Source organism: Paenibacillus barengoltzii G22 (assembly GCF_000403375.2).
Taxonomy (GTDB): domain Bacteria; phylum Bacillota; class Bacilli; order Paenibacillales; family Paenibacillaceae; genus Fontibacillus; species Fontibacillus barengoltzii.
The window spans coordinates 392,652-415,342 of record NZ_KE159654.1; the positions used below are offsets into that span (position 1 = coordinate 392,652).

At 52.1% G+C, this 22,691-nt stretch carries 15 protein-coding genes and 1 pseudogene; 10 read left to right on the forward strand and 6 right to left on the reverse strand.

What is annotated here, in order from left to right; all coding sequences use genetic code 11:
• Positions 1-331: 331 nt before the first annotated feature.
• Together C812_RS16640 and C812_RS16645 are read right to left on the reverse strand one after the other, a co-directional pair.
• On the reverse strand, positions 332-2,623 hold the full coding sequence (locus tag C812_RS16640; RefSeq protein ID WP_016313819.1) for a helix-turn-helix domain-containing protein: 2,292 nt from the start codon (positions 2,621-2,623) through the stop codon (positions 332-334).
• A gap of 300 nt (positions 2,624-2,923) precedes the next feature.
• The gene (locus C812_RS16645; RefSeq protein ID WP_016313820.1) at positions 2,924-3,817 is read right to left on the reverse strand and encodes a proline iminopeptidase-family hydrolase; all 894 of its coding nucleotides are present in this window, start codon (positions 3,815-3,817) and stop codon (positions 2,924-2,926) included.
• A 194-nt stretch (positions 3,818-4,011) separates the two neighbouring features.
• On the opposite strand from C812_RS16645, the gene C812_RS16650 reads away from it, so the two are divergent.
• The 7 genes from C812_RS16650 to C812_RS16680 all read left to right on the forward strand — a co-directional run bounded on the left by C812_RS16650 (position 4,012) and on the right by C812_RS16680 (position 14,024).
• Positions 4,012-6,222 (forward strand): helix-turn-helix domain-containing protein, encoded by a 2,211-nt coding sequence (locus C812_RS16650; protein WP_016313821.1) that lies wholly within the window; start codon positions 4,012-4,014, stop codon positions 6,220-6,222.
• Positions 6,223-6,265: 43 nt separating this feature from the next.
• Positions 6,266-7,873: an extracellular solute-binding protein gene (locus C812_RS16655; RefSeq protein WP_016313822.1), complete on the forward strand. Its 1,608-nt coding sequence runs from the start codon at positions 6,266-6,268 to the stop codon at positions 7,871-7,873.
• A gap of 252 nt (positions 7,874-8,125) precedes the next feature.
• Positions 8,126-9,073 carry an ABC transporter permease gene (locus tag C812_RS16660; RefSeq protein ID WP_016313823.1) on the forward strand — a complete coding sequence of 316 codons (948 nt, stop codon included), beginning with the start codon at positions 8,126-8,128 and terminating at the stop codon, positions 9,071-9,073.
• An 18-nt stretch (positions 9,074-9,091) separates the two neighbouring features.
• Positions 9,092-9,964 (forward strand): carbohydrate ABC transporter permease, encoded by an 873-nt coding sequence (locus C812_RS16665; RefSeq protein WP_016313824.1) that lies wholly within the window; start codon positions 9,092-9,094, stop codon positions 9,962-9,964.
• 107 nt (positions 9,965-10,071) lie between these two features.
• Complete coding sequence (locus C812_RS16670; RefSeq protein ID WP_016313825.1) at positions 10,072-11,694, forward strand: extracellular solute-binding protein; 1,623 nt, start codon at positions 10,072-10,074, stop codon at positions 11,692-11,694.
• A 74-nt stretch (positions 11,695-11,768) separates the two neighbouring features.
• Positions 11,769-12,920, forward strand: a complete 1,152-nt coding sequence (locus tag C812_RS16675) for a Gfo/Idh/MocA family protein (protein ID WP_016313826.1) — start codon at positions 11,769-11,771, stop codon at positions 12,918-12,920.
• Between the two features lie 21 nt (positions 12,921-12,941).
• Complete coding sequence (locus tag C812_RS16680) at positions 12,942-14,024, forward strand: Gfo/Idh/MocA family protein (protein ID WP_016313827.1); 1,083 nt, start codon at positions 12,942-12,944, stop codon at positions 14,022-14,024.
• Positions 14,025-14,089: 65 nt separating this feature from the next.
• On the opposite strand, the gene C812_RS16685 is transcribed toward C812_RS16680, so the two are convergent.
• A complete protein-coding gene (locus C812_RS16685) occupies positions 14,090-14,791 on the reverse strand; it encodes an SDR family NAD(P)-dependent oxidoreductase (RefSeq protein WP_016313828.1) in 702 nt (233 codons plus the stop codon).
• A 92-nt stretch (positions 14,792-14,883) separates the two neighbouring features.
• Positions 14,884-15,142: pseudogene (locus C812_RS16690) on the reverse strand (VOC family protein).
• A gap of 195 nt (positions 15,143-15,337) precedes the next feature.
• Here C812_RS16690 and C812_RS21620 point away from each other — a divergent pair.
• Entirely contained in the window at positions 15,338-15,712 is a 375-nt protein-coding gene (locus C812_RS21620) for a hypothetical protein (protein WP_157274743.1), read from the forward strand.
• 48 nt (positions 15,713-15,760) lie between these two features.
• On the opposite strand, the gene C812_RS16700 is transcribed toward C812_RS21620, so the two are convergent.
• Complete coding sequence (locus C812_RS16700) at positions 15,761-16,579, reverse strand: protein-glutamine gamma-glutamyltransferase (protein WP_016313831.1); 819 nt, start codon at positions 16,577-16,579, stop codon at positions 15,761-15,763.
• Positions 16,580-16,736: 157 nt separating this feature from the next.
• Here C812_RS16700 and C812_RS16705 point away from each other — a divergent pair, with 157 nt between their 5' ends.
• Together C812_RS16705 and C812_RS16710 are read left to right on the forward strand one after the other, a co-directional pair.
• On the forward strand, positions 16,737-18,689 hold the full coding sequence (locus C812_RS16705; protein ID WP_016313832.1) for a BglG family transcription antiterminator: 1,953 nt from the start codon (positions 16,737-16,739) through the stop codon (positions 18,687-18,689).
• A 117-nt stretch (positions 18,690-18,806) separates the two neighbouring features.
• Entirely contained in the window at positions 18,807-20,774 is a 1,968-nt protein-coding gene (locus C812_RS16710; protein ID WP_016313833.1) for a fructose-specific PTS transporter subunit EIIC, read from the forward strand.
• Between the two features lie 48 nt (positions 20,775-20,822).
• Here C812_RS16710 and C812_RS16715 read toward each other — a convergent pair whose 3' ends face one another.
• Positions 20,823-22,640 carry an APC family permease gene (locus C812_RS16715; RefSeq protein WP_016313834.1) on the reverse strand — a complete coding sequence of 606 codons (1,818 nt, stop codon included), beginning with the start codon at positions 22,638-22,640 and terminating at the stop codon, positions 20,823-20,825.
• Positions 22,641-22,691 lie beyond the last annotated feature (51 nt).

Genomic DNA, 22,691 nt, shown 5'->3' on the forward strand with positions numbered 1-22,691 from the left:
GTGCGGTCCCCCAGTAGCTGGCCTTGCGCTTGGCGTCCGGGACGTAATCCGGTTTGAAAGCAAGTTGTTTTTCCAGAACAATTCCTCCTATACGTTTGGTAAGCGCCTTGATGGATATGATAGCGTTTTCTCGTTGAGTCGATCATAGGGCATGTTTGGCGGCATTGAACAGGTACACTTCCGTCTTTTGGCGTACAGTTCTCCCGTTTTTGAGGGAACATTCTTCGGTACGGGAGCCATGATTCCGCAAATAAAAAACAGCGACCGCCCCCTTCCCATTGGAAGGTACAGTCGCTGTGAAAGCCGGGATGAATCGTGAGGCCGCTTGGGATCAGTCCTGAAAGGACTGCCTGTAAGCGCTAGGGGAAACTCCCGTTAATCGTTTAAAAGCCCGCCGGAATGAGTGGGAACTGTTATACCCCACCCGGGCGGCAATTTCATCAACGGTATAGTTGCTCTCCTTCAGCAACAATGCGGCCTGATCCATCCGCACTTTAATCAGATGATCGGAATAATTCACTCCGGTCACTTCTTTAAACAGCTGGGAGATGTATTTCTCCGGTCGCTCCACGTGCTCTGCAACCCGATATAACGTCAGATCGGGATCGCAATAGGCTTCTGCTGTATACTCATAGATCTGTTTGATCAGTTGGGCGTGCGAATCCTTCTTTTTATTGGCGATAAAGCTGCACAACTCCTGCATGATCCCATGGATCTCCTGCTGAATCGTCTCCAGCGGGACCGTAGGGCTGATGTCCATGATTCGCTGCTTCACGCTCTCGAACAGCGGGGATTCCAGGAAGATCTTCTGATCCAGCAGCTTAAGGAATGTCCCCTTGATTTCCCCGACGAGTTGGTTTTTCATTTCCACCGACAGCTCGCGTTGCTCTAAATTCTGCGCGATGATCGCATCGATAATCTTCTGGGCTTCTTCCAACTCCCCAGCGCGGATCGTGCTGATCAGGCGGTGCTCCGTATCAAGCGGATAGTAGTACGTTGTGTTTGTACTTTGCGTTTCATGGCTCCACAGAATGCCTTTCCTGTTTAGATATACCGCATATTCCAGCGCCTGCTTCGCCTGGTCGAAGGATTGGCCAACCTCCGTGACGCTGGCGAAGGCTTCGCCAGATCCGGCTTGTATCGAGATTTTATACTCAGCGAACACATGCTGGACCAGCTCCTCCATCAGCGTAGTAATCCGCTCTTCCTCCGCCGGTCCTGGCAGGCGATCTGCCTCGCAGAAGAACAACAGTACGATTTTGTCCGACCCCAAATCGGTCATCGGCATCGGCCCTGCAAGCTCGGTGATCGTTTGCTTCATCAATAGCCTTGCGGCATTCAGCTCATTTAGAACCTCAACGGTATCCATGCCAGCGTATCCGTTGATCTGCAGTATCCCCACATAGCCTTCGCCTTGCCGAAGCGGGATGTCAGCCTGAGCCGCCGCAGAGACGATCTCTTCCCGCGATTCGAATTCCCCGGCAATCAGCCGCTTCAGGAAAGCGTCACGCACCAGCGGAAGCTGGCGGTGCAGCTCCGTCTCCAGCAGCTTGTTCTTCGTAATCATGCCGGCGATGTTCCCGCTTAGGAAGTCGAACTCGTTACGTCCTGTATCGTCATCCTTGCCAAACTGCTCCTTCATCACGCCGATCAAGCGATTAATTGGAAGACTGTTGCGGTAAGCCAGGAACAAGCCCACCAGCAATCCGATCAACATTGCGCCGCCGGTAATCATCCAGGAGATCCGTTTGATCTGGTTAGGTTTCTCCATTAGCGTGCTGCGAGGGATGCCGGCTTGGTACACCCAGCCGTTCTTATCCGATCGTGTGGTGATCACGAGATCATCACCATAAAATTGACTCGTCTTGTTCTCATCAAACTTCGGATCCGCGTGCAGCTTGGCGATATCCGGCACCTTTTCACCCTGAAGGAAGATCGTATTGCCCTTGGCGTCGTAGATATGAACCCACCCGCCGCTCTGCTCCGTTAAGCCGGATAACAGCCCGGTCATCGTCTTCTGGTCGATCAGAACGACCACAATCGCCGGGGACGTATCGTTAAAGCTGTCCAGCGGCAGCGACTGCATGTAGGTGATCACAGAAGTTTTCATATCGCGTTGGATGAACGGGGTCAGCGGCTTGATTTCGCTGCGGTGAGTTTTGCCCAACACCTGCTGCTCCCATTCCTCAAACGATAGATTGTCGTAATGAAAATATTCATAAAAATGCTCTGGCCGGTAGGACGACCCGGAGGTGATAATCAAATTATAATTCGCCAGATAGATGAAATAATTTTGCAAAAAATCGTTGGTTTGCCCAAACGTCAGCACGTTGCGCATCGCCTTCCAGATGCCGTACACATCCCCCTCCGTACCTCGGTCGTTCATTAAGGCGTTAATCTCCTGGCTGATCGCCAGCTGCCGAGTCATCCCCTCCACTTCCGCCATCCGGTGCTCGAGCAGCTCTTGGCTCTTCTCCAGCTGGATGACACTGTTCTCAATCGAGATCGACTCTGTTACCGAAATGGAAGTCCGGTACGAGATGTACCCGCCGATGCAGGGAATGAGCAGAATGGCAACATACGAAATCAGAAAGCTGCGGAAAACCCGGGAATGCCGAAGCATGGGATGACCCCCCATCTTTTTTGGTAGCGCTCTCATATAACGGCCGAGCCGTCCGCTTTTTTCGTTTCATCATTATATCTACTGCGTATTTCACTGTCCAGCGGCATGGAGCGCCCCTTCTATCCCAGCATATCGAGGTTCACCTCGATTGGATAGGGTACTCCTGGGTCGCCTAGCGTACATTTTTCCTTCTCTGTCCCCGTAAAAACCGCATCGTGGCGCGGGTTTGCAATACTCTGCGGTTGTCCGTAACAAGAGCAGCCCAAGCCCTCTCTAGAGCCGGGCTGCATGAACTATCGTTCACATGAGGCTGAGTTCAACCTCATTCATGAAGCTTCTCAACAAAGCCTTATACTCATCCGAATCTTCCAAATAACCGTAATGGGCACTATTTTCAAACACATGAAATTGCGAATGGGGTACAAGCGATTGATAATACTGAGTCGATTCGGGGGTAGCCTCATCATAGCGCCCGCAGACAAACAATGCAGGAATCGCAATCTGATCCAACTCCGAAGTACAATCAAAGGTTTTCAAATTCCCTGTCGGACAGAACTCGGAAGGTCCCCACATCGTCAGATATACTTCGGAATTGGATTTTGCCCGATTCTGAATGACTACTTCCGGAAGAGGATCAATCCGGATTAAGTGCCTCTTGTAATATTCCTCTACCGCATTTCGGTACTCCTCAGAGTCGGTGGTCCCTCGTTCTTCATTGCGAACAATCGCCTCACGGACTTCTTGAGGCAGCTTGGAGATCAGAACATCTGCATCCCGTTTCCAGCGTTCCGCACTTAAGCATGGACTGGAAAAGGTAATGCTTCGCACGCCCTTCGGCTTCCGTTTTATTAAATAAGTGGCAGCCAGCATCGTTCCCCACGAATGCCCCAGAAGGTGAATTTCATCCAGATTTAATGCTTGTCTCACACATTCCAGCTCTTCAACAAACCGATCGAGCTGCCAGAGTGAAGGATCACCTGGCCGCTCCGAGTTCCCCGAGCCCAGCTGATCATAGAAAATAACCGGCCGCTCATCCGCCAGATCTTGAAGACCGGCTTTCAAGGAATGATGTGTCCCTCCAGGACCCCCATGCAATACAACCAGCGGTGTCTTGGAGCCGGTTCCTACTCGAACGAACCAGACTTTCCCCCCGGGAACATCAATATATCCTTCCTGTTCTGTTAGTTCCTCCATGTGTTCTCCGCCTTTCCCTAAATATGAGAATTATAATACTCCATCCTTCCCTCCCAGAGCAAAAGATCTTAAGTCAAGATGGTAAGCTTTACGCTCCTGCAACAAATAAAAAAATGAGAATTTGAAATAAATTGTGAATTAACAACAGGAATGGGATCTCTTATAATAAACGAAACGGTTTGGGAGAGTTGGTTATGCGAATGAACTGGTATTACCGTACGATTCTTTCCTATGCTCCGATCTTCTTCGTGATCATTTCTTCCATGATCTTCGTGATTTTCTTAGCCCTCAACAATGCTTCCGAGCGAAAATACTTGGAAACCAACAAAGCGATCCTCGATCGGATCGTCTTTCACGCGGATGCGAATCTCATGCTGATCGAGCGCAATGTCGTCAGTAAGCTGCTCATGGACAGCGAGATTCAGGACTACTTCGCCAACACCTCGCAAGATGCATTAGATGACTTCTTACTGCAGAAAAAGCTGATTGACCTAAGCTTAACTTTGCCTTTTGCCAACACCATTTACATTTACAATGAAGCCGAGCAACGAATTATTTCGGATTTGGGGTCCTATTCGCTCCGTTCATTTGGGGATGCAGACTTTCTGGCAGCCAACTACGGCAGAAAGGAAGCGGCAGGATGGTTAAATCCACGCTCATTCGCTTACTCGCCGCATGAGGAGGAAGCCCAGCAGGTAGTCTCCCTGGTGAAATTTGTATATACCGGAGACGATATGCGCGGAGCACTGGTGGTCAACGTATATCAGCGCTCTTTTATGGAATACCTTAATTCCTTTGGTGAAAGCGATTACAATCGAGTGCGACTAATTGATGCTGCTTCGTCATCCCCGGATCAAGTGACGGCCATGAACCCGATTCAAGTTCAATCGGATTATACCGGCTGGACCTATGTGTCAGAGGGGGTTCATGATCAGGGCTACAACTGGTTGTCCCTCTTCTCCAACGCGTGGATGGTCATTTGGATCATCTTGATCTTGCTGGCGCTGATCGGATTTACTATCATCACTCACATTCATTACAAACCGATCCAATCGATCACGGAAAAGGTCAGCCAATTCTCGAACCGAAAAAGTGAGGAGCTGGGCATTAAAGGGGCAAACAATGAGTTCACCTTCATCGAAATGGCGCTGGACCATCTCTTGAAGCGATCGCTGGATTACGAGAACCTGCACAAGGAAGACAGCTTGTTGCGGCAACAACGATTGTTTCATGATCTGTTAGCGGGTCATCTCGTGTTAACGGATGAAGAATTCCAGCAGCGACTGACCGAGTTTAATTTGTCTGCTCCCTATGACCGGTTAGGCGTGATGGTAGCCGAACTGGACCGATATGCCGAGTTTACAGATAGGTACAAGGTCAAAGACCAGAACTTGCTGAAGTTCATTGTTGAAAGCGCATTCCGCGATCTAGGCCAAAGCCATCATGTCTTCGTCTGGCATGCCTGGATGGAGCCGCATCGCATCGCCTTTGTCGTACATCACACCGCCGATTCACACAGCACCCAAGTGACCATCACCTATGCAGAGGAATTTAAAAAATGGATTCATCAGCATCTGGAGCTGACGCTCACGATCGGCATCGGGGCCGATTCAACCTCGATTGAGACCCTCGCCGATTCCTATCGGAACGCGGTGGAGAATGTGGAGCTGAAGACGGTACTAGGTATTCATTCCATCATCGATAATCGGCGAAGCGCAGGCATTCTAAATCTGGACCGATATGCGTATCTACAAGCATTGGATTATGCCGCCCAGTCCTTCCGTATGAATGATAGCGAATGGCGGGCGAAACTAACCCAAGTCTTGGGCGAACTCAGTAAAATGCAATTCCGCAAGCGGGATATGGCGGAGTTCGCTCAGGCGTTCCTTAAACGGATGGACCAGGTCGTATTGGCCATGTCCCCCCCTATCCAATCGCGCTGGAAAAGCGACTATCAAGGGCGGTTCGCTAATCTAGCTGAAACGGCGGAGACGCTGGCAGAATTTCAAGAACAGTTCATGAGCCTCATGAATCAGTTCGAAGCCTGCGTGGAGGAAGACCGGCAAGCCCGCAGACATCATAGCTTGGCGATGCAGGCCAAGCATTACATCGATGCGCATTTCGCCGACCCCGGCCTCTCCCTGGTTCAAGTCAGCGACTATTTGAACCTGCAGCCCAGCACCTTAAGTGTGATTTTCAAGGAGGAAATTGGGGAGAAATTTGTGGACTATGTCTTGAAGGTCCGGATGCAGCAAGCGAAGCAGCTCCTGTTGGAAACGGAGGACTCGATCCAGTCGGTGGCGATCAACAGCGGTTACCAGAACGTGAATTCCTTTTACCGCGCATTCAAGAAATTTCAGGACATTCCGCCAGGAGAGTACCGCAATATGCACCGTGCAACGTAAAAGACATAAAAACTGTGTTCCCAACGAGGAAGGAGGGTTCGCCATGCCCCTGTTGAGGTTGTGGTTATCAAAGCTGGCGCTCATCGTTATCCTGGGCGTCCTGTCGGGCTGCAGCGGATTTGGGGATCCGAATCGGCTGGGTTGGGCTGCCAGCCCTCTCCCAAACTTGGAATCAGACGAATTCACAGCCAATCATGATAGCTGGACAACGCTTCGTATTGAACTGTTTGAACGGAGCAATAAACCGATCGGCGCCCCCACGATTACTGATAATCTGATGACGCAGTACATTCAGGAGCATTTCGGAAATCCAGAACGGATTAAGATCGAATTTGTCACCATCCCTCGGGCGGAGGAGGTCCGGCGGCTGCAGGTGTTAATGGCCGCTAATCAAGCGCCGGATATCGTGTTCACCTATGATCTGCCGACCGTCTACAATTTCTACACCCAAGGGAAATTGACCGATTTATCGCCTCTGCTGGACCAGTACGGATCCAGGTTGAAGGAGCTCCTCGGGGAAGAGATTTTGAGTTATGGACGTATACAAGGAACACAGTTTGCGATTCCTGCAAAGCGGGTGCTGACGGCCCGAACCACGACCTTTATCCGTGAGGATTGGCTCCGCGAAGCTGGACTCTCCCTGCCGGAAACGACAGAGCAGTTTTACCGGGCGCTCCAAGTGTTTAAAAAGAATCGGTTGCAGAAGACCGGAGAGGTCATCTATCCTTTCGGTCAAATCGATTATTACCATACCGCCCCGCTGCAGTACTCATTTTGGGATTGGGGCCAGATCACCGAGGAGGACTTATACGCTGAGCCGGGTTGGACGATGCCCGGGAACAAGGAGGCGTTCCGATTCCTGAACCGTCTGTATCACGAGGGGTTGATTCATCCCGAATTCCATTTGGACCGGTTCGCCCAACAATTTCAGAAAGACCTGGTGAACGGTCGCGTTGGAGCCGCATCCCCCAATACAAATGAGCCTGTTTATATGGGATATCTGGCTGAACTGTTAAAGAACGACCCCAATGCCATCCTAACGCCAATCGATCCCTTCACCAGCGCCAGCGGCAAGAAGACGAAGCCGATACTGGAAGATACGGGTATGTACATCATGGTTCCAAAAACGAGCAAAAACGCCGAAGCAGCGATGAAATATTTAAATTGGATGGCGCAGCCGGAGAACATTATTACACTGCAGAACGGCGTGGAAGGCGTGACCTACCGGATGGAAGACGGCGTGCCGGTGACGCTGGAGAACGAGGATGCCAACCGTTTGTTATTTAACTATTTTGACTACTGCATCATTTTAAATGGGAAATATGTCAGCAGCCAGGACGAACGCTTAAATCTGAAAGCCAATGCGAACAACAAACGCTTTGAAGAGTTTACGCGCAAGAGCGTGGAATACGGGATGAATGACGGGATCGAAACCCCGCGCATTCATGCGATTTTGCCTTCCGAAATTCGGTATGCCGCTGCTTTAAATGAGAAGAACGATGAGATTTTCGTGAAGGTCATTACCGCTTCTCCGGAAGCATTTGATGCCGTATACGACGAGGAGGTTGCGGAGTATTTATCTATCGGCGGACAGCAGGTTCGTGAAGAGAAGCATCTGGCTTATCAGAAGCACAACGGCGGAGCACCGTAAGCCGCCCCCTTATGAATTGAGAGCAATTAAGTCATCCCAGAGAGGGTTCTTCCCTTTCTGGGATGATTTTTTTGCCGATCCACCTCCTTCCAGCCCCCGATATTAATTAAAGTTAGTCATATAAAAAAGGTGAAACCCCCCGCAAGAAAAAGAGAAGAAGCCCCCAAAAAAGGAGAATTTCCCCCCGCTTACCCCTGTTGTATAGTAAGCAGCAACCAAGCCATGAATTTACCACCCGAAAGGAGGATGCCGATGCAAACGGAAGTCAGGCAGGCCCGTGCCCCGCTCCCCGTCAAACGGCGGAACAGCATGGCTGCCTTCCAACGGCAATGGCCACTGTATCTGCTCATGCTATTGCCGATGACATTCTTTATCGTATTTAAGTACATTCCAATGGCGGGCGTCGTGGTTGCTTTCAAGGACTACAACATTTTTCAAGGGATCTGGGCCAGTGAGTGGGTCGGATGGGACGTCTTTCGCGAGATCTTTGCGATGCCGCAATTCTACAAGGCGCTGCGTAACACGTTGATGCTTAACGTCTTCTCTCTGCTAACGTTCCCGGTTCCCATCATCCTGGCGATTATGCTGAACGAGCTGCGGGTTCATTGGTACAAACGCGTCAGCCAAACCTTGCTGTATTTGCCCCACTTCATCTCCTGGGTCATTGTCGGCGGGATGGTGCTTCAATTACTCGCAACCAATACGGGCAGCGTCAACGAGTTCATCAAGAGCCTCGGCGGCCGACCGATCCCATTCCTCGAGGACACGGTACTGTGGATTTTAACCTACACGGGAGCCGGGGTTTGGCACTATGCAGGCTGGGGAACGATCCTTTATTTGGCAGCGCTTACAAGCATCAATAAGGAGCTTTATGAAGCTGCCGAGGTCGATGGAGCCAGCCGGCTGAGACGAATCTGGCATATTACGCTCCCCGGGATTAAGCCTACGATCGTAGTGCTGTTTATTATCCAGATCGGCCATATGGCGGATATCGGCTTCGAGCAGCCGTATGCCCTGCAGAACGGCTACGTCATGGATGTCGCTCAGGTGATCAGCACCTATGTGTACACGGTGGGCATTCAATCGGCTCAATTTGCGCTGGCGACCGCCGTGGGATTGTTCCAGTCGGTCATCGGGCTGATTCTGCTGCTCACGGCCGAACTCATATCCCGAAAAGTAAACCAGCAAGGCATCTTCTAGTCAAGGAGGGAGCGAAGCGTGATCCGGAATCCGGTTGATAAAGTGATCGATACGTTCGTCATCGTGGTCATCGGTTTATTTGCCTTGTTTTGCGTCGTGCCGATGATCCATATCTTTGCCTTATCCTTCAGCGGCAACCGGGCCATTATGTCCGGGGAGGTGTTCCTGTGGCCGGTCGACTGGAACTTCCATTCCTATTCCGCCGTATTCGGGGACATCTCCATGATGCGGTCCCTGTTGCTGACGGTGATTCTGGTCGTCGTCTATACGGCGGTCGCTTTGGTGATGACCATTATGGCCGCGTATGCGTTAAGCCGCAGAAACTTCAGTGGCCGGAACGTGATGTTTGGGCTCATCATCGTCACAATGTTTTTTAACCCGGGGATTATCCCCAATTACTTGCTGATCAAAGAGCTGGGCCTGCTCAATTCGCCGCTGTCGCTCATTTTGCCCCTGATGATTAATGCGTTCCTGCTGATCATTATGAGAACTTCCTTCTCCGGCGTTCCTCATGAGCTGGAGGATTCAGCCTGGATGGATGGCTGCGGCCATTTCCGCTTTCTGCTCCAGGTCGTGCTGCCGCTTCAGCTGCCGATCCTTGCGACCATCGGACTTTATTCCGCGGTGGACCGTTGGAACATGTTTCAGGACGCTCTGTTTTACATCAATGATAAAAATTTGTACCCGCTCCAGCTCAAGCTTTATCAAATGGTCATCAACAGCCAAGTTAACGATGCCACGGCGCAGGAAGGCTTTAATGCCGCGACGCCGATTCCTCAAGGCATTCAGTCAGCCAGCATTATGTTTGCTACCGTGCCAATCTTGCTGGTCTACCCTTGGCTGCAGAAATACTTCATTTCCGGCATGTTGCAGGGGGCCATTAAAGGATAGGTCCCTGCCCCCTGCTTGGCAGGAAGCAGCCCGATGTGGATAGCTGCTCTTCGGCCTCCAAGCCGAAGGTCACTATATTTAAACCAATTCAAAAGGGAGGCAACACCATGCGCAAACCATTTCGCTCCTCGATGTTCGCCTTAGTGGCGCTGGTCATGGCCGCAAGCTTCGCTTTGGCAGGCTGCGGCGGAGGAAGCAACAGCTCATCCAGCGGAAACGGAAAGGACAGCGGCGGGAATTCCGCAACGACGAACAGTTCCCAGGAATCCGCACCGAAGGGAGAACGCATTACCTTAAAGGTGGAGCTGTTTGACCGCAACAATACGCCGGCTGGGGAACCGCCCATTACGGATAACTTCATGACCCAGTACATCCAGAAGAGCTTTGGCGACCCGAACAACATCGACGTTGAATTCGTGACGGTGCCGCGTGCCGAAGAGGTTGATAAGCTGAACGTTCTCATGGCCTCAGGCTCCGCTCCGGACATTGTATTCACGTACAGCAAGCCTACCGTGCAAAACTACGTGAAAAGCGGAGGCCTAACTGACCTGGGACCACTCATCGATCAATATGGCCCCAACTTAAAGAAGGTGCTGGAGCCTTCCCTTCCCTACGGCGTATTTGAAGGGAAGCAATATGTCATTCCGGCACTGCGCGTAATTCAAGCTCAAAGCACGACGTTCATTCGCAAGGACTGGCTCGATGAACTCAACCTTCCGCTCCCGCAAACGACGGAGGAATTTGTGAATGCCATGCGCGCCTTTAAAGAGAAGGATCCCGGCAAGACGGGCGGCAAGGTCATCCCTTACAGCTACATCGACGTGTTCCACATGATGCCTCTCGTCAACTCCTTCTGGAAATGGGATGAAATCACGGATCGAGATTTGTACGCGGTACCGAGATGGCTGCAACCGGGGAGCAAAGACGGTTACCGACTGCTGAACCAAATGTATAATGAAGGGCTGATTGATCCGGACTTCGCACTTAGCGACGACTTCAGCCAAGCTTTTGCCCAACAGGTCGTAAACAGCATTGCCGGGGCCGGTACGCCGAACACCAATGAGCCGGTTTATAACGGGTACTATGCCAACTTGAAAGCGAACAATCCGGACGCGGTACTGGAGGCGATCGATCCGTTCTCGACTCCGGACGGGAAGCATCCGAAGCCAGTGTATGAACCGATTGGCGCGTACATCATGGTTCCGAAGACAAGTAAAAACGCAGAGGCGGCTGTGAAATATTTGAACTGGATGGCCGACCCAAGCAACATTCTCGTGCTGCAAAACGGGGAGGAAGGCGTCTCGTACGAAATGAGCGAAGACGGGTTGCCTTTGCTGTTGAATACGCCGGAAGCTCAAAACCTGCTGTACAACTATTACGATTACTGCATCATCCTGAACGGCAAATACATTTCTACCGAAGATCCTAACAAGAACATTGCCGCCAACGCCTTCGATCCTGACTTCAAAGATTTCACCGTCAAGAGTATCCAAGTCGGAACGAATGACGGATATACCCTGCCTCGTGTAGACATCGCGGTGGATGCTGAGATTAAATATGCCAAAATTCTAGAGGATTTCGAAAAAGAAATGCTCGCGAAGATCGTCACGGCCAAACCTGATCAATTCGACAAGGTCTATGACCAGAAGGTCGAGGAATACATGGCCATGGGCGGTAAAGCCGTCATGGAAGGAAAACAAGCGGCTTACGACGAGTTCTACAAGAAGTAATAGATACGGAATCGGGCCTTTCGGAGAGTTCTCGGAAAGGCCCGATTCCCATCCATGCTAGGGAGGGAACCCAAATGATTCATGTAGCCGTGATTGGGGCTGGTGCGATATCCCCGGCCCATATTCAAGCGTATTTACAGTTTCCGCAGCAGTGCCGGATCGTGGCGATCTGCGATATTTATCCAGAGAAGGCGCAGCAAAGGGCAAATGAATTTCAGTTGGATGTAGACATCTATGCCAACTATTCCGAATTGCTCCAGCGCAGCGACATCGACCTGGTCTCCGTATGCACCCCGCCGTATACTCACGCGGAGACAGCGATCGCCTTTTTGAATGCGGGCAAGCATGTGATTGTGGAGAAGCCGATGGCTTCTTCACTGGAGGAATGTGATCGGATGAACGAAGCCGCAGAACAGAGCGGAAAGATATTATCCGTCGTCGCACAGAACCGATTCACAACCCCTATGATGAAGCTGAAAAAGGTGTTGGACACGAAGCTGATGGGGCCGATCGTACACGCGCAAGTCGACTCTTATTGGTGGAGAGGCCACTGTTACTATGATCTGTGGTGGAGAGGTACCTGGGAGAAGGAAGGCGGCGGCTGCACGCTGAATCATGCAGTGCATCATATCGATATTTTTCAATGGATGAACGGTATGCCGGCGGAGATCACTGCCGTGATGAGCAACACCTCCCATGATAACGCCGAGGTGGAGGACATCTCGATCGCCATCGCCCGCTACGATAATGGGGCCCTGGCTCAGCTCACCAGCTCCGTCGTGCATCACGGGCAGGAGCAGCAGTTGATTTTCCAGGGGAAGCATGCGCGGGTATCTGCACCGTGGAAAGTAGCTGCTTCGCTATCGAAGCCCAATGGATTCCCTGAGCCGGATGTAGAACTGGAGGCGAAAATACAGCAGGCTTACGACGAGCAACCGGAGCTGACGCATGAAGGTCACCGCGGCCAAATTCAAGACGTGCTGAATGCGATTGAACATGGGACGCCCGTCCTGGTCGACGGCATACAAGGCCGCAGGACGCTGGAGCTGATTACGGCGATATATCAATCCGCGAGTACCGGCCAAGCAGTGAAGCTGCCGCTGGGTCCGGATAGTCCCTTTTATACACGGCAAGGGATCTTGCAGAACGCAACTTATTTTTACGAGAAAAAGACCAGCATCGAGAATTTTAGCGAGAATACGATCACCTCAGGGGGCAACAGCTAATTCACGAAAGGGGCAGTCGCCATGACGAAGAAGCAAGATGGCATGAACTATGCGCCGAAAGGAAAGCCCAATCCGGTCGTTGGCGCAGGCGATTTCCGCTTTGCGGCGATCGGATTGGATCATGGGCATATCTACGGAATGTGCAACGGGTTGATCGAGGCCGGGGCGGAGCTCACGGCGGTGTATGACCCGGACCCGGAGAAGGTGAAGCGGTTCATTGATACGTTTCCGCAAGCGAAGGCGGCGGCGTCCGAGGAGGAGATTTGGGCAGATCCGGGGATCCGGCTGATCGCTGCGGCCTGCATTCCTTCAGAACGATGCGCCCTCGGGCTCCGGGCGATGGAGCATGGCAAGCATTACTTTGCGGATAAACCAGCGTTTACGACGTTGGAGCAGGTCGAACAAGCGCGACGAAAAACGGAAGAGACCGGGCTCAAATGGGGGATTTATTATGGGGAACGCCTCCATGTAGAGAGCGCAGTATTTGCCGGCCAACTGATCGAGGAAGGCGCCATTGGTCGGGTTGTCCAGGTCATCGGCACTGGGCCGCATCGGGCCAATCCGCAGGCAAGGCCGGAATGGTTCTTTGACCCCGATTGTTACGGTGGGATTTTATGTGATATTGGGTCGCACCAGATCGAGCAATTTCTGTATTACGCAGGCGCAAAGGATGCGAAGGTACTCCACAGCAAAGTAGGCAATTACAAGTTCAAGGAATATCCTCGGTTTGAGGATTTTGGCGATGCGACGCTGCTCGCTGATAACGGGGCGACCTTCTACTTCCGGGTGGATTGGCTGACTCCCGACGGTTTGGGGACATGGGGCGACGGCCGGACCCTCATCTTGGGGACGGACGGCTACATCGAAATTCGCAAATACATCGACATCGCCCGGGAAGCCTCCGGCAATCATCTCTATTTAGTGAATCATGAAGGCGAATTCCATTATGACTGCTCCGGGAAAGTGGGTTACCCTTATTTCGGCGCTTTTATTTTGGATATCCTCAACGGAACGGAAAACGCCATGACCCAAGAGCATGCCTTTAAAGCTGCGGCTTTGTGTATCGAGGCGCAGAAGCAAGCGATTCGGATTGAAACAAATTAGAAAAATGAAGGGGCTGACCCACTCGTCATTCGCGATGACGTGGGCAGCCCCTTGGTTCGTCCATATTACTGCGGCATCGCTTTCCCATCGATACCGATCATCACGGCGTCGGTATCCGCCTTCAGTTTGCCTTCCGCCAAGTCGAGGATCGCCTTCGCCGAATCCAGTGGATCGCCGGGCGCCTGACTGCCGCCCATCGGGGTGCGTATCCAGCCTGGATGCATCGCGTACACGCCGAACCCTTGCGGCACCAGCTCCTTGCGCAGTTGAGCGGTAAAATAGTTCAACGCCGCCTTGGACAACGCATACGGATAGTCGCCGCCGTAAGCGCCGGCAAAGCATCCAGCCTCCGAGGATACGTTTAGAATAAACGGGCGGTCACTCTCTTTCAGCAGCGGCAGGAAATGCTTCACCATCTTCATCGGGCCGTACAGATTGGTGCGGAACGTATTCTCCACCGCAGCGAATTCCAATCGCTCGATCGACTGGTCCCGGGCCAGCAAGATCCCCGCGTTATTAATCAGCGCGTCCACCGTTCCCCATCTGGCAGCCATGGCTTCCTTGGCTTTGGCAATCGAATCTTCCTCGTCCACATCGAGTTCAAGCAGCGTCAACTTCCCTGATGCTCCCTCCTGCCGCTCCTTCAACGCATCTACGTTCGTTTCCAGCGAGCGCATGCCAGCCGCTACCTCATGGCCGCGCCGCAACGCTTCCCCAACGATCTCCAAGCCAAGTCCCTTTCCCGCTCCTGTTACGATCAGTTTCATCGTCCAACCTTGCCTCCTTGAGATAGTATGAATCCGTTTTCATTTCTAATTACGACCATTGCTCAACATATAACTATCTTCGTGATTATCGCCTATTTGTCATTCTCCAACAGCTCGATCCACAGCTTCAGGTCCCGCGTGGCGTCCATATAGGCATATCGTCCGCCGGTGTATTCCCCTTTTTGCAACAGCGGCATCCCGCGTCCTTCGAGCAGCTGAAGCATCCGTCCAAAACCAAGCGGGCTTCTCCACGCCCAGGAAATCCGCGTAGGCTTGCGAAACGGATTCAATATCCCTAACGACAATTCCGATTTGCGTAATCACCTTGGTGCCTAACGGTTGTTTGTCCATGTGCGGCCGCTCCTCTTCTTTTTTTCAAATGAATGATTGTGATGAGGCCATCGCTCAATGCATCCCCATCTTAGCATATTCGCGCGTATTCCGGTACAAAGCAGATCACTCGCAAAATGAAGGACACGAACCATCGGCACAAATGCCCATCTCCGCGAATATACTGCAGCAAGAACAAAGGAGGAATGGATGGAAATGCCTAGTATGTATTCACCTTACGGCGGTACGCCAAGCCAAGTAAGCCCGATGAGCCAAGAGCCGATGGGATACGATCACAAGAAACAAATGATGGAGATGTGTAAAAAATATCATCATCACCTCATGCAAATGGAAGGCACAGATGGCAGAATGTATGAAGGGATCATCGATGGAATGGATGATGACCACGTCTATCTGCTCGTTCCAGTTGGGGATATGGATGATCGCGCATTCGGGTCCCCTTATGGCGGTTATCCTTACTACGGAGGTTTTGGTTACGGATATGGCTATCCGCGCCGCTTCCGCCGCTTTATTCGCCGGCCTTACCCGTTCTTCTTCTTCAGAAGATTCTTCTTCCCGTTCTTTTTCTAAACGTAAAGCAACAAAGCCTCCTGCCAGATGCGGGAGGCTTTGTTGTTCTTAGGCTTGGTGGGAATCCGGGTGATAGGCTTCGTTCTGAGAGCCGCGGCGACGATAGACGGTGCTGCCGATCCGAGCATACACGCCGCGCAGGGAACGAATATGATCATAATTGGGATAAATGATCAAATCCATCAAGTACGCCGATCGCCGGCTGCCGGGCTTTCTTCTTCGGTTGAGTGCATCGATGATCTCGGCGGAAGAACGGATACCGATGCCATGGCCATAATAGCGGTCTTCGCCCAGTACGATGACGTTCTCCCCTTGCCATTCCGGAGTTTCGGGGTTATGGTCCGGATTTTTGAAATAGAGAATATCCCCGGGATAAGGCCCCAGTCTTAAACTTCCTTGACGAAATCCCAGATCACTGTCATACTGCCAATCGTAAAGATACAAGTTGGTAAAATACGTATTAAACGCCCGGCTGCCGATTTGATCCAGTACGGCCTTGTACATCACGATCATCATCGCCATCGAGCATTCGAAGCCATAAAGCGGACCGTTCCGGTAAATGTCGGTGATGGCATCCGACGGCGCTACTCCATTTTTTAGCCGAAACCCTCCTTCCTCCGTACGGTTCCAGTACATCTCATTGCATCGGGATTTACGGTAGACCGCAAACTGAGCCCCGCTTCCATTCAGCGCCAAGGCCGAATCCACGATCGAGTTGCGGAGCGCCAATTCGAACAGCAATTCATCTAAAGAACCGTAACGATAGGGTATCGGGCTTCGTTCTTGCGCCTGCACAATTTCCCTTTGAAGCGGAGGCAGTGTCATTTGGGCAAGTTGCCTCTTATCTTGTGGCGGCAGTAGGATCAAACCTGTTCCCCTCCTTGTCAATATTCAGGTGAATCTAGGTTAGTGTACGTGCGGATGAGGGGATTGGTGCCCGGCCGTATCGAATCTACCTGTTCCAGAAATGCCTGTTCCAGAAATGCTAATCCCATCATTTAGATAAAGGGGGTGACGCGTAGCGATGAACGACCGTCAGAAGGACATTTTACATATGCTGCTTACCGATGCCCGGCCTCACTTGGTGATCCGGGATATCGCCGTGCACTTTGGGTGCTCAGAGAAAACGATACGTAACGATCTGGACGAAATCGATCAGTATTTAGCTCAATCGTCTACTAGCCGTGTGGTCCGCAAGCCTGGATACGGGGTGACCTTGGATATTTCTGAGTCGGACAAGGCTCAACTCACCGCAGAACTGCTCCGATCAAGGTCCAGCAAGCCAAAGGAACAGGAAACGGAAGAGGAGCGGCTTATCGCCGTGGCCTACCAACTTTTGATGGAGACGAAGCCGGTCACAATTCAAGAGCTGGCCGACAAGCACTACACCAGTAAGACCGTAATCAAAAAAGATTTGGACGCCCTGCGGGATTGGCTCGAGAAATGGGACCTGGCCGTCGTTTCCAAGCAAAAGGTCGGCGTCCTGCTCGAAGGGAGAGAAAGGGATAAACGCGCGGCGTTGTCCAAGCTGTCCCAACTCACCGGCGAAGCAGGCCAAGCCTTCATCAAGGATCGGTTTGCTCCCCATGAACTTGATATCGTGACCTGCGAGCTTAAGCAGCTCGAGCTGGATGCTCAGCTTGCTTTTACGGATGAAGCGTTCGACAACTTGCTCATTCATACGCTCCTCATGATTCGGCGGACGAAGCTGAACCAGCCGATTTCCTTCTCTGAACAGGAGAAAATCTTTGTCCGCGAGAAGCCGGAGTTCCGCTGGACCGGAGCCTTCATTCGAAAGCTGGAGCGCTTTTTCGCGGTTCATTTCCCTGAGGATGAAGTTGCTTATTTGACCGCACATATTCTAGGCGGGAAGATTCGCTCCCGGGCACGGATCGAAACGGCGGAGCCTGAAGCCGGCCCATCTGCGGAAACGGCGGAAGCTCGCGGTTTAGCGGAGTCGCTCGTAAGGAAGATGTCCGCCTTAACCTGGGTCGATTTTGGCCAAGATGAGGCTTTGATGGAAGGCTTACGCATTCATTTATATTCCACGTTGAACCGGTTAAGTTATGGGCTTACCGTATCGAATCCGATGCTGCAGGATATCAAGCGAATGTATCCTTACATGTTCGATATGGTGATTTATGCGACGAGAGAGTTAAGCGAAGGGTACCCCTTCACCATTCCTGAAGAGGAGGTAGCATATTTGACGCTGCATTTTCAGGCTTCAGTAGAGAGACTGAGCCAGACTGCGGAGACAACGAAGCGAATCGTGACCGTCTGCCATATGGGGGTGGGCATGTCCCAAATCTTGCGCAGCAAGCTGGAGCGCAAATTCCCTGAGCTGCATGTATTGGATTCCGTTCGGAAAGCTGATCTTACGGGATATTTAGCTCAACATTCGGTTGACTTTATCATCTCAACGATTCCTTTGGAGAATGTGAACGTCCCCTATATCACGGTATCTCCGTTGCTAGAGGCCGGCGAAACGCAGAAGATCACCGATTTCATCGGCAAGCTGGATCAAGGGTCCGGTCATACCGAACACGCTGGTTCGATTCTGGGCATGTACACGCAAGCCTCACTCATCTTCCCGCGCCTCACCATCGGCCATCGGTTTGAGCTGATCGAGCTGTTAGGGAACGAGCTCGCCAAGCAGGGATTCGTCGAACCGGATTACGCGCATCAGGCGTTGCTGCGGGAACGGCTCTCGTCTACGACCATCGGCGGCGGCATAGCAATCCCCCACGGCGAGCCAAAGCTGATTCGCTCTTCGCGAATCGCGATTGCTACCCTGGAAGAGCCGTTGGAATGGCAAGAAGAGAAGGTGTCCGTCGTATTTATGCTGGCGCTGGCTCCGCAAGAGCAAGAGATGACGAAAAAGTTGTTCCAGCGCCTCTCCCTGCTTAGCGAACAGCCGTCAACCATTGAGCGGCTTGTGCAAGCACGAACTCCCGAGGAGCTGCTCAGTTACCTGTAGGAAATAAATCCGTTTTTCCGGAACTTCCGGTAATATAAAGTTCTTTTCCGCCGTTCTTTTTGCGATAAGATGGGTCATGTAAACGATTTCGATCTTGAACTACAGGAGGATAAATCCATGAAACTACTGGCGATTACCTCATGTCCCAACGGGATTGCCCATACGTACATGGCGGCGGAAAATCTGCAAAAGGCTGCCGATAAGCTAGGTATTGCCATGAAGGTCGAGACCCAAGGCTCGATCGGAGTGGAAAACGAATTCACGGAGGAAGATATCCGCCAAGCGGACGGCATCATCATCGCGGCCGACAAAACGGTAGACAAACGCCGGTTCGTCGGCAAGAAGCTGCTCGTTGTTGGTGTGCAGGAAGGCATACGGAACCCCGAGGCGCTGATCCAACAGATGATTCGCGGAGAAGTGCCGGTATACCAAGGACAGGATAACAATGAAGGTACGCCGGCCAAACAGACCGGCGCCAAGCAGCAAAACGCCTTTTATCGCCACCTGATGAGCGGTGTCTCGTATATGATTCCGTTTATCGTCGTGGGCGGTCTCTTGATCGCCATCGCTCTCTCGATCGGCGGCGTACCTACTCCGGGCGGCCTGCAAATTCCAGAAGACTCGTTCTGGAAAACCATCGAGAAGCTGGGATCTGCGTCCTTTACGTTTATGGTACCGGTGCTAGCCGGGTTCATCGCGTTTAGTATCGCCGACCGGCCGGGTCTCGCTCCCGGGATCATCGGCGGTTACATCGCCGCCAATGGCAGCTTCTACGGAAGTGAAGCCGGTGCCGGCTTCATCGGCGGGATCATCGCCGGTTTCCTGGCGGGTTACGTTGCACTTTGGATCAAGAAGTGGAAGGTGCCGAAAGCGATCAATCCAATCATGCCAATCATCATCATCCCGGTTCTCTCTTCGCTGATCGTAGGTCTCGCCTTCATTTACCTGCTTGGCGGCCCGATCGCCCAAGTGTTTGAATCGCTGACCAACTGGCTTGCCGGCATGCAAGGCGCCAGCTCAATTCTGCTAGCCTTGATTCTCGGCGCGATGATCTCCTTCGACATGGGCGGTCCGGTCAACAAGGTTGCGTTCATGTTTGGCTCTGCGATGATCGCCGAGGGGAACTATCAAATCATGGGACCGATCGCCGTGGCAATCTGCGTTCCGCCAATCGGTCTGGGCCTGGCAACGTTCTTGTTCAAGCGCAAGTTCCATAATGCGGAACGGGAATCCGGCAAAGCCGCCTTTACGATGGGCTTGTTCGGGATCACGGAAGGTGCGATTCCCTTCGCATCGCAAGATCCGCTGCGTGTCATTCCAAGCATCATGGTCGGGTCGATGGTCGGCTCCGTTGTCGCTATGCTGGGCGGGGTCGGCGACCGCGTTGCTCACGGCGGTCCCATCGTTGCCGTACTTGGTGCCGTTGACAATGTTCTGATGTTCTTTGTCGCCGTGATCGCAGGTTCCATCGTTACAGCTTTGATGATTAAATTGCTGAAGAAAGAACAAGTCGAGCCTCAGCTCGCCGGGGCCAGCGCTGTCGACGAAGCAGCTCCAGCCATAGAAACAACGCGTGCTGATCACGTTCGTCCGATCAGCGTGCCGGCTGCTGAATCGCACCGCGGAGTTCGTAAACTCACAGATATCATCAGTCTGGACCTGATCGAACCTTCCCTGTCCGCTTCTACGCGAGACGAAGTGATTGACGAAATGATTGCCAAGCTGAAGGCGGAAGGGGTGCTGACCTCTGTAGATGAGTTCAAACAGGCGATTCTCAAACGCGAGCAAGAAAGCTCTACCGGGATCGGCATGAACGTCGCCGTACCGCATGGCAAATCAGCGGCGGTGCTGAAGCCGCGAGTTGTATTTGGGATTAAACCCGAAGGCGTCGATTGGAACAGCGCGGACGGAACACCTGCCAAGCTGATCTTCATGATCGCCGTCCCTGCCGAGAACAAAGGAAACGAGCATTTGAAGATACTGCAAATGTTGTCCCGCAAACTGATGGATGACGCATTCCGCGAACAACTGCTGCAGGTGACCACCAAACAGGAAGCATATCAGTTGCTGGATCAAATTCAATAATCTAACCCAAAACCCCCGAAGCCGTCGTGACGACTCGGGGGTTTTGGGTTATTTTTGCAGATGGTAAGGTACGGTCGTGATGACGATGTCTTTCTTGTTAAATAGATAAGCTCTAAGCAGTAGGCTCGACTGATTATGCAGGATGTTCTGCCACCAGTGCCGAGGAATAAATTGCGGAATCAGGACGGTAATGTGATCGGTCTCCGACGTTTTCCATTCCACGGTATCAATAAATTTCATCAGCGGTCGGATAATACTGCGGAAGCTGGAGCGTAGCGTGATGAGCCGAACCCCCGGATTCCATTCCTCCCACTTCTTCTCCATGCGTTCGATGTCCGCATCATCAAACCCAACATACACCGCGACAACGTTATCCGTCAGTGATTTCGCATAGCTTAACGAGTTCATCACGACGCGCGTAACCCCTGCCACCGGAACAACGATCGTGCTGCCCTTTATGCAAGGTTTATCTTTATCGATGTTGATCCGAAGCTGTTCGGCGATATTGAGATAATGACGATGAATTTGATAGAAAATAAACATTACCAGCGGCAAGAAGACAAATATGAACCAGACATGCGAAAACTTCGTGATGATAAAGATAAGCGTAATGCCCAGCGTCGTTAGCATGCCAATCGTGTTAATCGTGAACCGGACCACCCAACCTTGGGGCTTGTGCTTGATCCAGCGAACCATCATCCCCAGCTGGGACAAGGTGAACGGAATAAATACCCCAACCGCATAGAGCGGAATCAAGCTCTCCGTGTTACCGTGGAATCCTAGCACCAGCAGCGCTGAAGCTGCACCAAGGAAGATGATTCCGTTGGAGAAGCCAAGCCGGTCACCGCGCACCATAAACGCATGCGGCATGTATTTGTCCTTGGCGAGCATAAACGCCAGCAGCGGGAAGGCCGAATAAGCCGTATTGGCGGCCAAAAACAAGATTAACGCCGTAATACCTTGGATCAAGTAGTACAAGCTCCCTCTCCCAAAGGTCGATTCAGCGATTTGAGAAATCACGGTGGCCTTCGGATCTGGAGCAATGCCGTACCAATAGGCCAGCGCACTAATACCGATAAACATGGTGCAGAGAATGACACCCATCATCACCAGCGTGGTTGCGGCATTCCGCTCCGCCGGCGGCTTGAAGTTCGGAATGGCGTTGGACACCGCCTCAACCCCGGTTAAGGCCGAGCACCCCGAACTGAACGCCTTGAGCAGCAGGAACAAGCTGACGTTGGATACGGCCGTCCCGAACTCCGGTGCGCTGGCATGAATCCCGCCAGTCCAATACTTGTAGAGTCCCGACACAATCAGGACGAAGATGGAGGCCACAAATAGATATACCGGAACCGCCAGCATTGAAGCCGATTCCGTGACCCCACGCAGGTTCATGATGGTCAGTATAGTAATCATCAGGAGGGCGATCAGCACCCGCTGATCATGCAGCATAGGGAATGCGGATGTTATGGCATCTGTACCGGCTGACGAACTTACAGCTACCGTCAGTATATAATCAACAAGCAGCGAGCCGCCGGCCAGCAGTCCGGTTGACCGCCCCAGGTTATCCATCGCCACGATATAGGCCCCGCCCCCGGTCGGATAGGAGAAAATCGTCTGGCGGTACGACAGAATCAGAATCAACAGAAGCCCAAGTACCGCAAACGAGATCGGGATCGAATACCAGAGCGCGGAAAATCCCGCCGCCATCAGGACGATCAAAATCTGCTCCGTACCGTATGCCACGGAGGACAACGCGTCCGACGACAATACGGCCAATGCCTTAAGTTTGCTTAGCTTTTCTCCTTCAATTTCGGTACTTTTCATCGGTCTGCCGATCAGTACCCGCTTCAGTTTGCTTACCATGATGAAATCCTCTTTTCATTCTCAAAATAGCCTTCAATCCTGATCCGCTCG

Bases quoted from the DNA above. Each gene is read 5' to 3' on its own strand.
- C812_RS16640 (WP_016313819.1), bottom strand. From the start codon at position 2,623: ATGCTTCGGCATTCCCGGGTTTTCCGCAGCTTTCTGATTTCGTATGTT.
- C812_RS16645 (WP_016313820.1), bottom strand. From the start codon at position 3,817: ATGGAGGAACTAACAGAACAGGAAGGATATATTGATGTTCCCGGGGGG.
- C812_RS16650 (WP_016313821.1), top strand. From the start codon at position 4,012: ATGCGAATGAACTGGTATTACCGTACGATTCTTTCCTATGCTCCGATC.
- C812_RS16655 (WP_016313822.1), top strand. From the start codon at position 6,266: ATGCCCCTGTTGAGGTTGTGGTTATCAAAGCTGGCGCTCATCGTTATC.
- C812_RS16660 (WP_016313823.1), top strand. From the start codon at position 8,126: ATGCAAACGGAAGTCAGGCAGGCCCGTGCCCCGCTCCCCGTCAAACGG.
- C812_RS16670 (WP_016313825.1), top strand. From the start codon at position 10,072: ATGCGCAAACCATTTCGCTCCTCGATGTTCGCCTTAGTGGCGCTGGTC.
- C812_RS16675 (WP_016313826.1), top strand. From the start codon at position 11,769: ATGATTCATGTAGCCGTGATTGGGGCTGGTGCGATATCCCCGGCCCAT.
- C812_RS16680 (WP_016313827.1), top strand. From the start codon at position 12,942: ATGACGAAGAAGCAAGATGGCATGAACTATGCGCCGAAAGGAAAGCCC.
- C812_RS16685 (WP_016313828.1), bottom strand. From the start codon at position 14,791: ATGAAACTGATCGTAACAGGAGCGGGAAAGGGACTTGGCTTGGAGATC.
- C812_RS21620 (WP_157274743.1), top strand. From the start codon at position 15,338: ATGCCTAGTATGTATTCACCTTACGGCGGTACGCCAAGCCAAGTAAGC.
- C812_RS16705 (WP_016313832.1), top strand. From the start codon at position 16,737: ATGAACGACCGTCAGAAGGACATTTTACATATGCTGCTTACCGATGCC.
- C812_RS16710 (WP_016313833.1), top strand. From the start codon at position 18,807: ATGAAACTACTGGCGATTACCTCATGTCCCAACGGGATTGCCCATACG.
- C812_RS16715 (WP_016313834.1), bottom strand. From the start codon at position 22,640: ATGGTAAGCAAACTGAAGCGGGTACTGATCGGCAGACCGATGAAAAGT.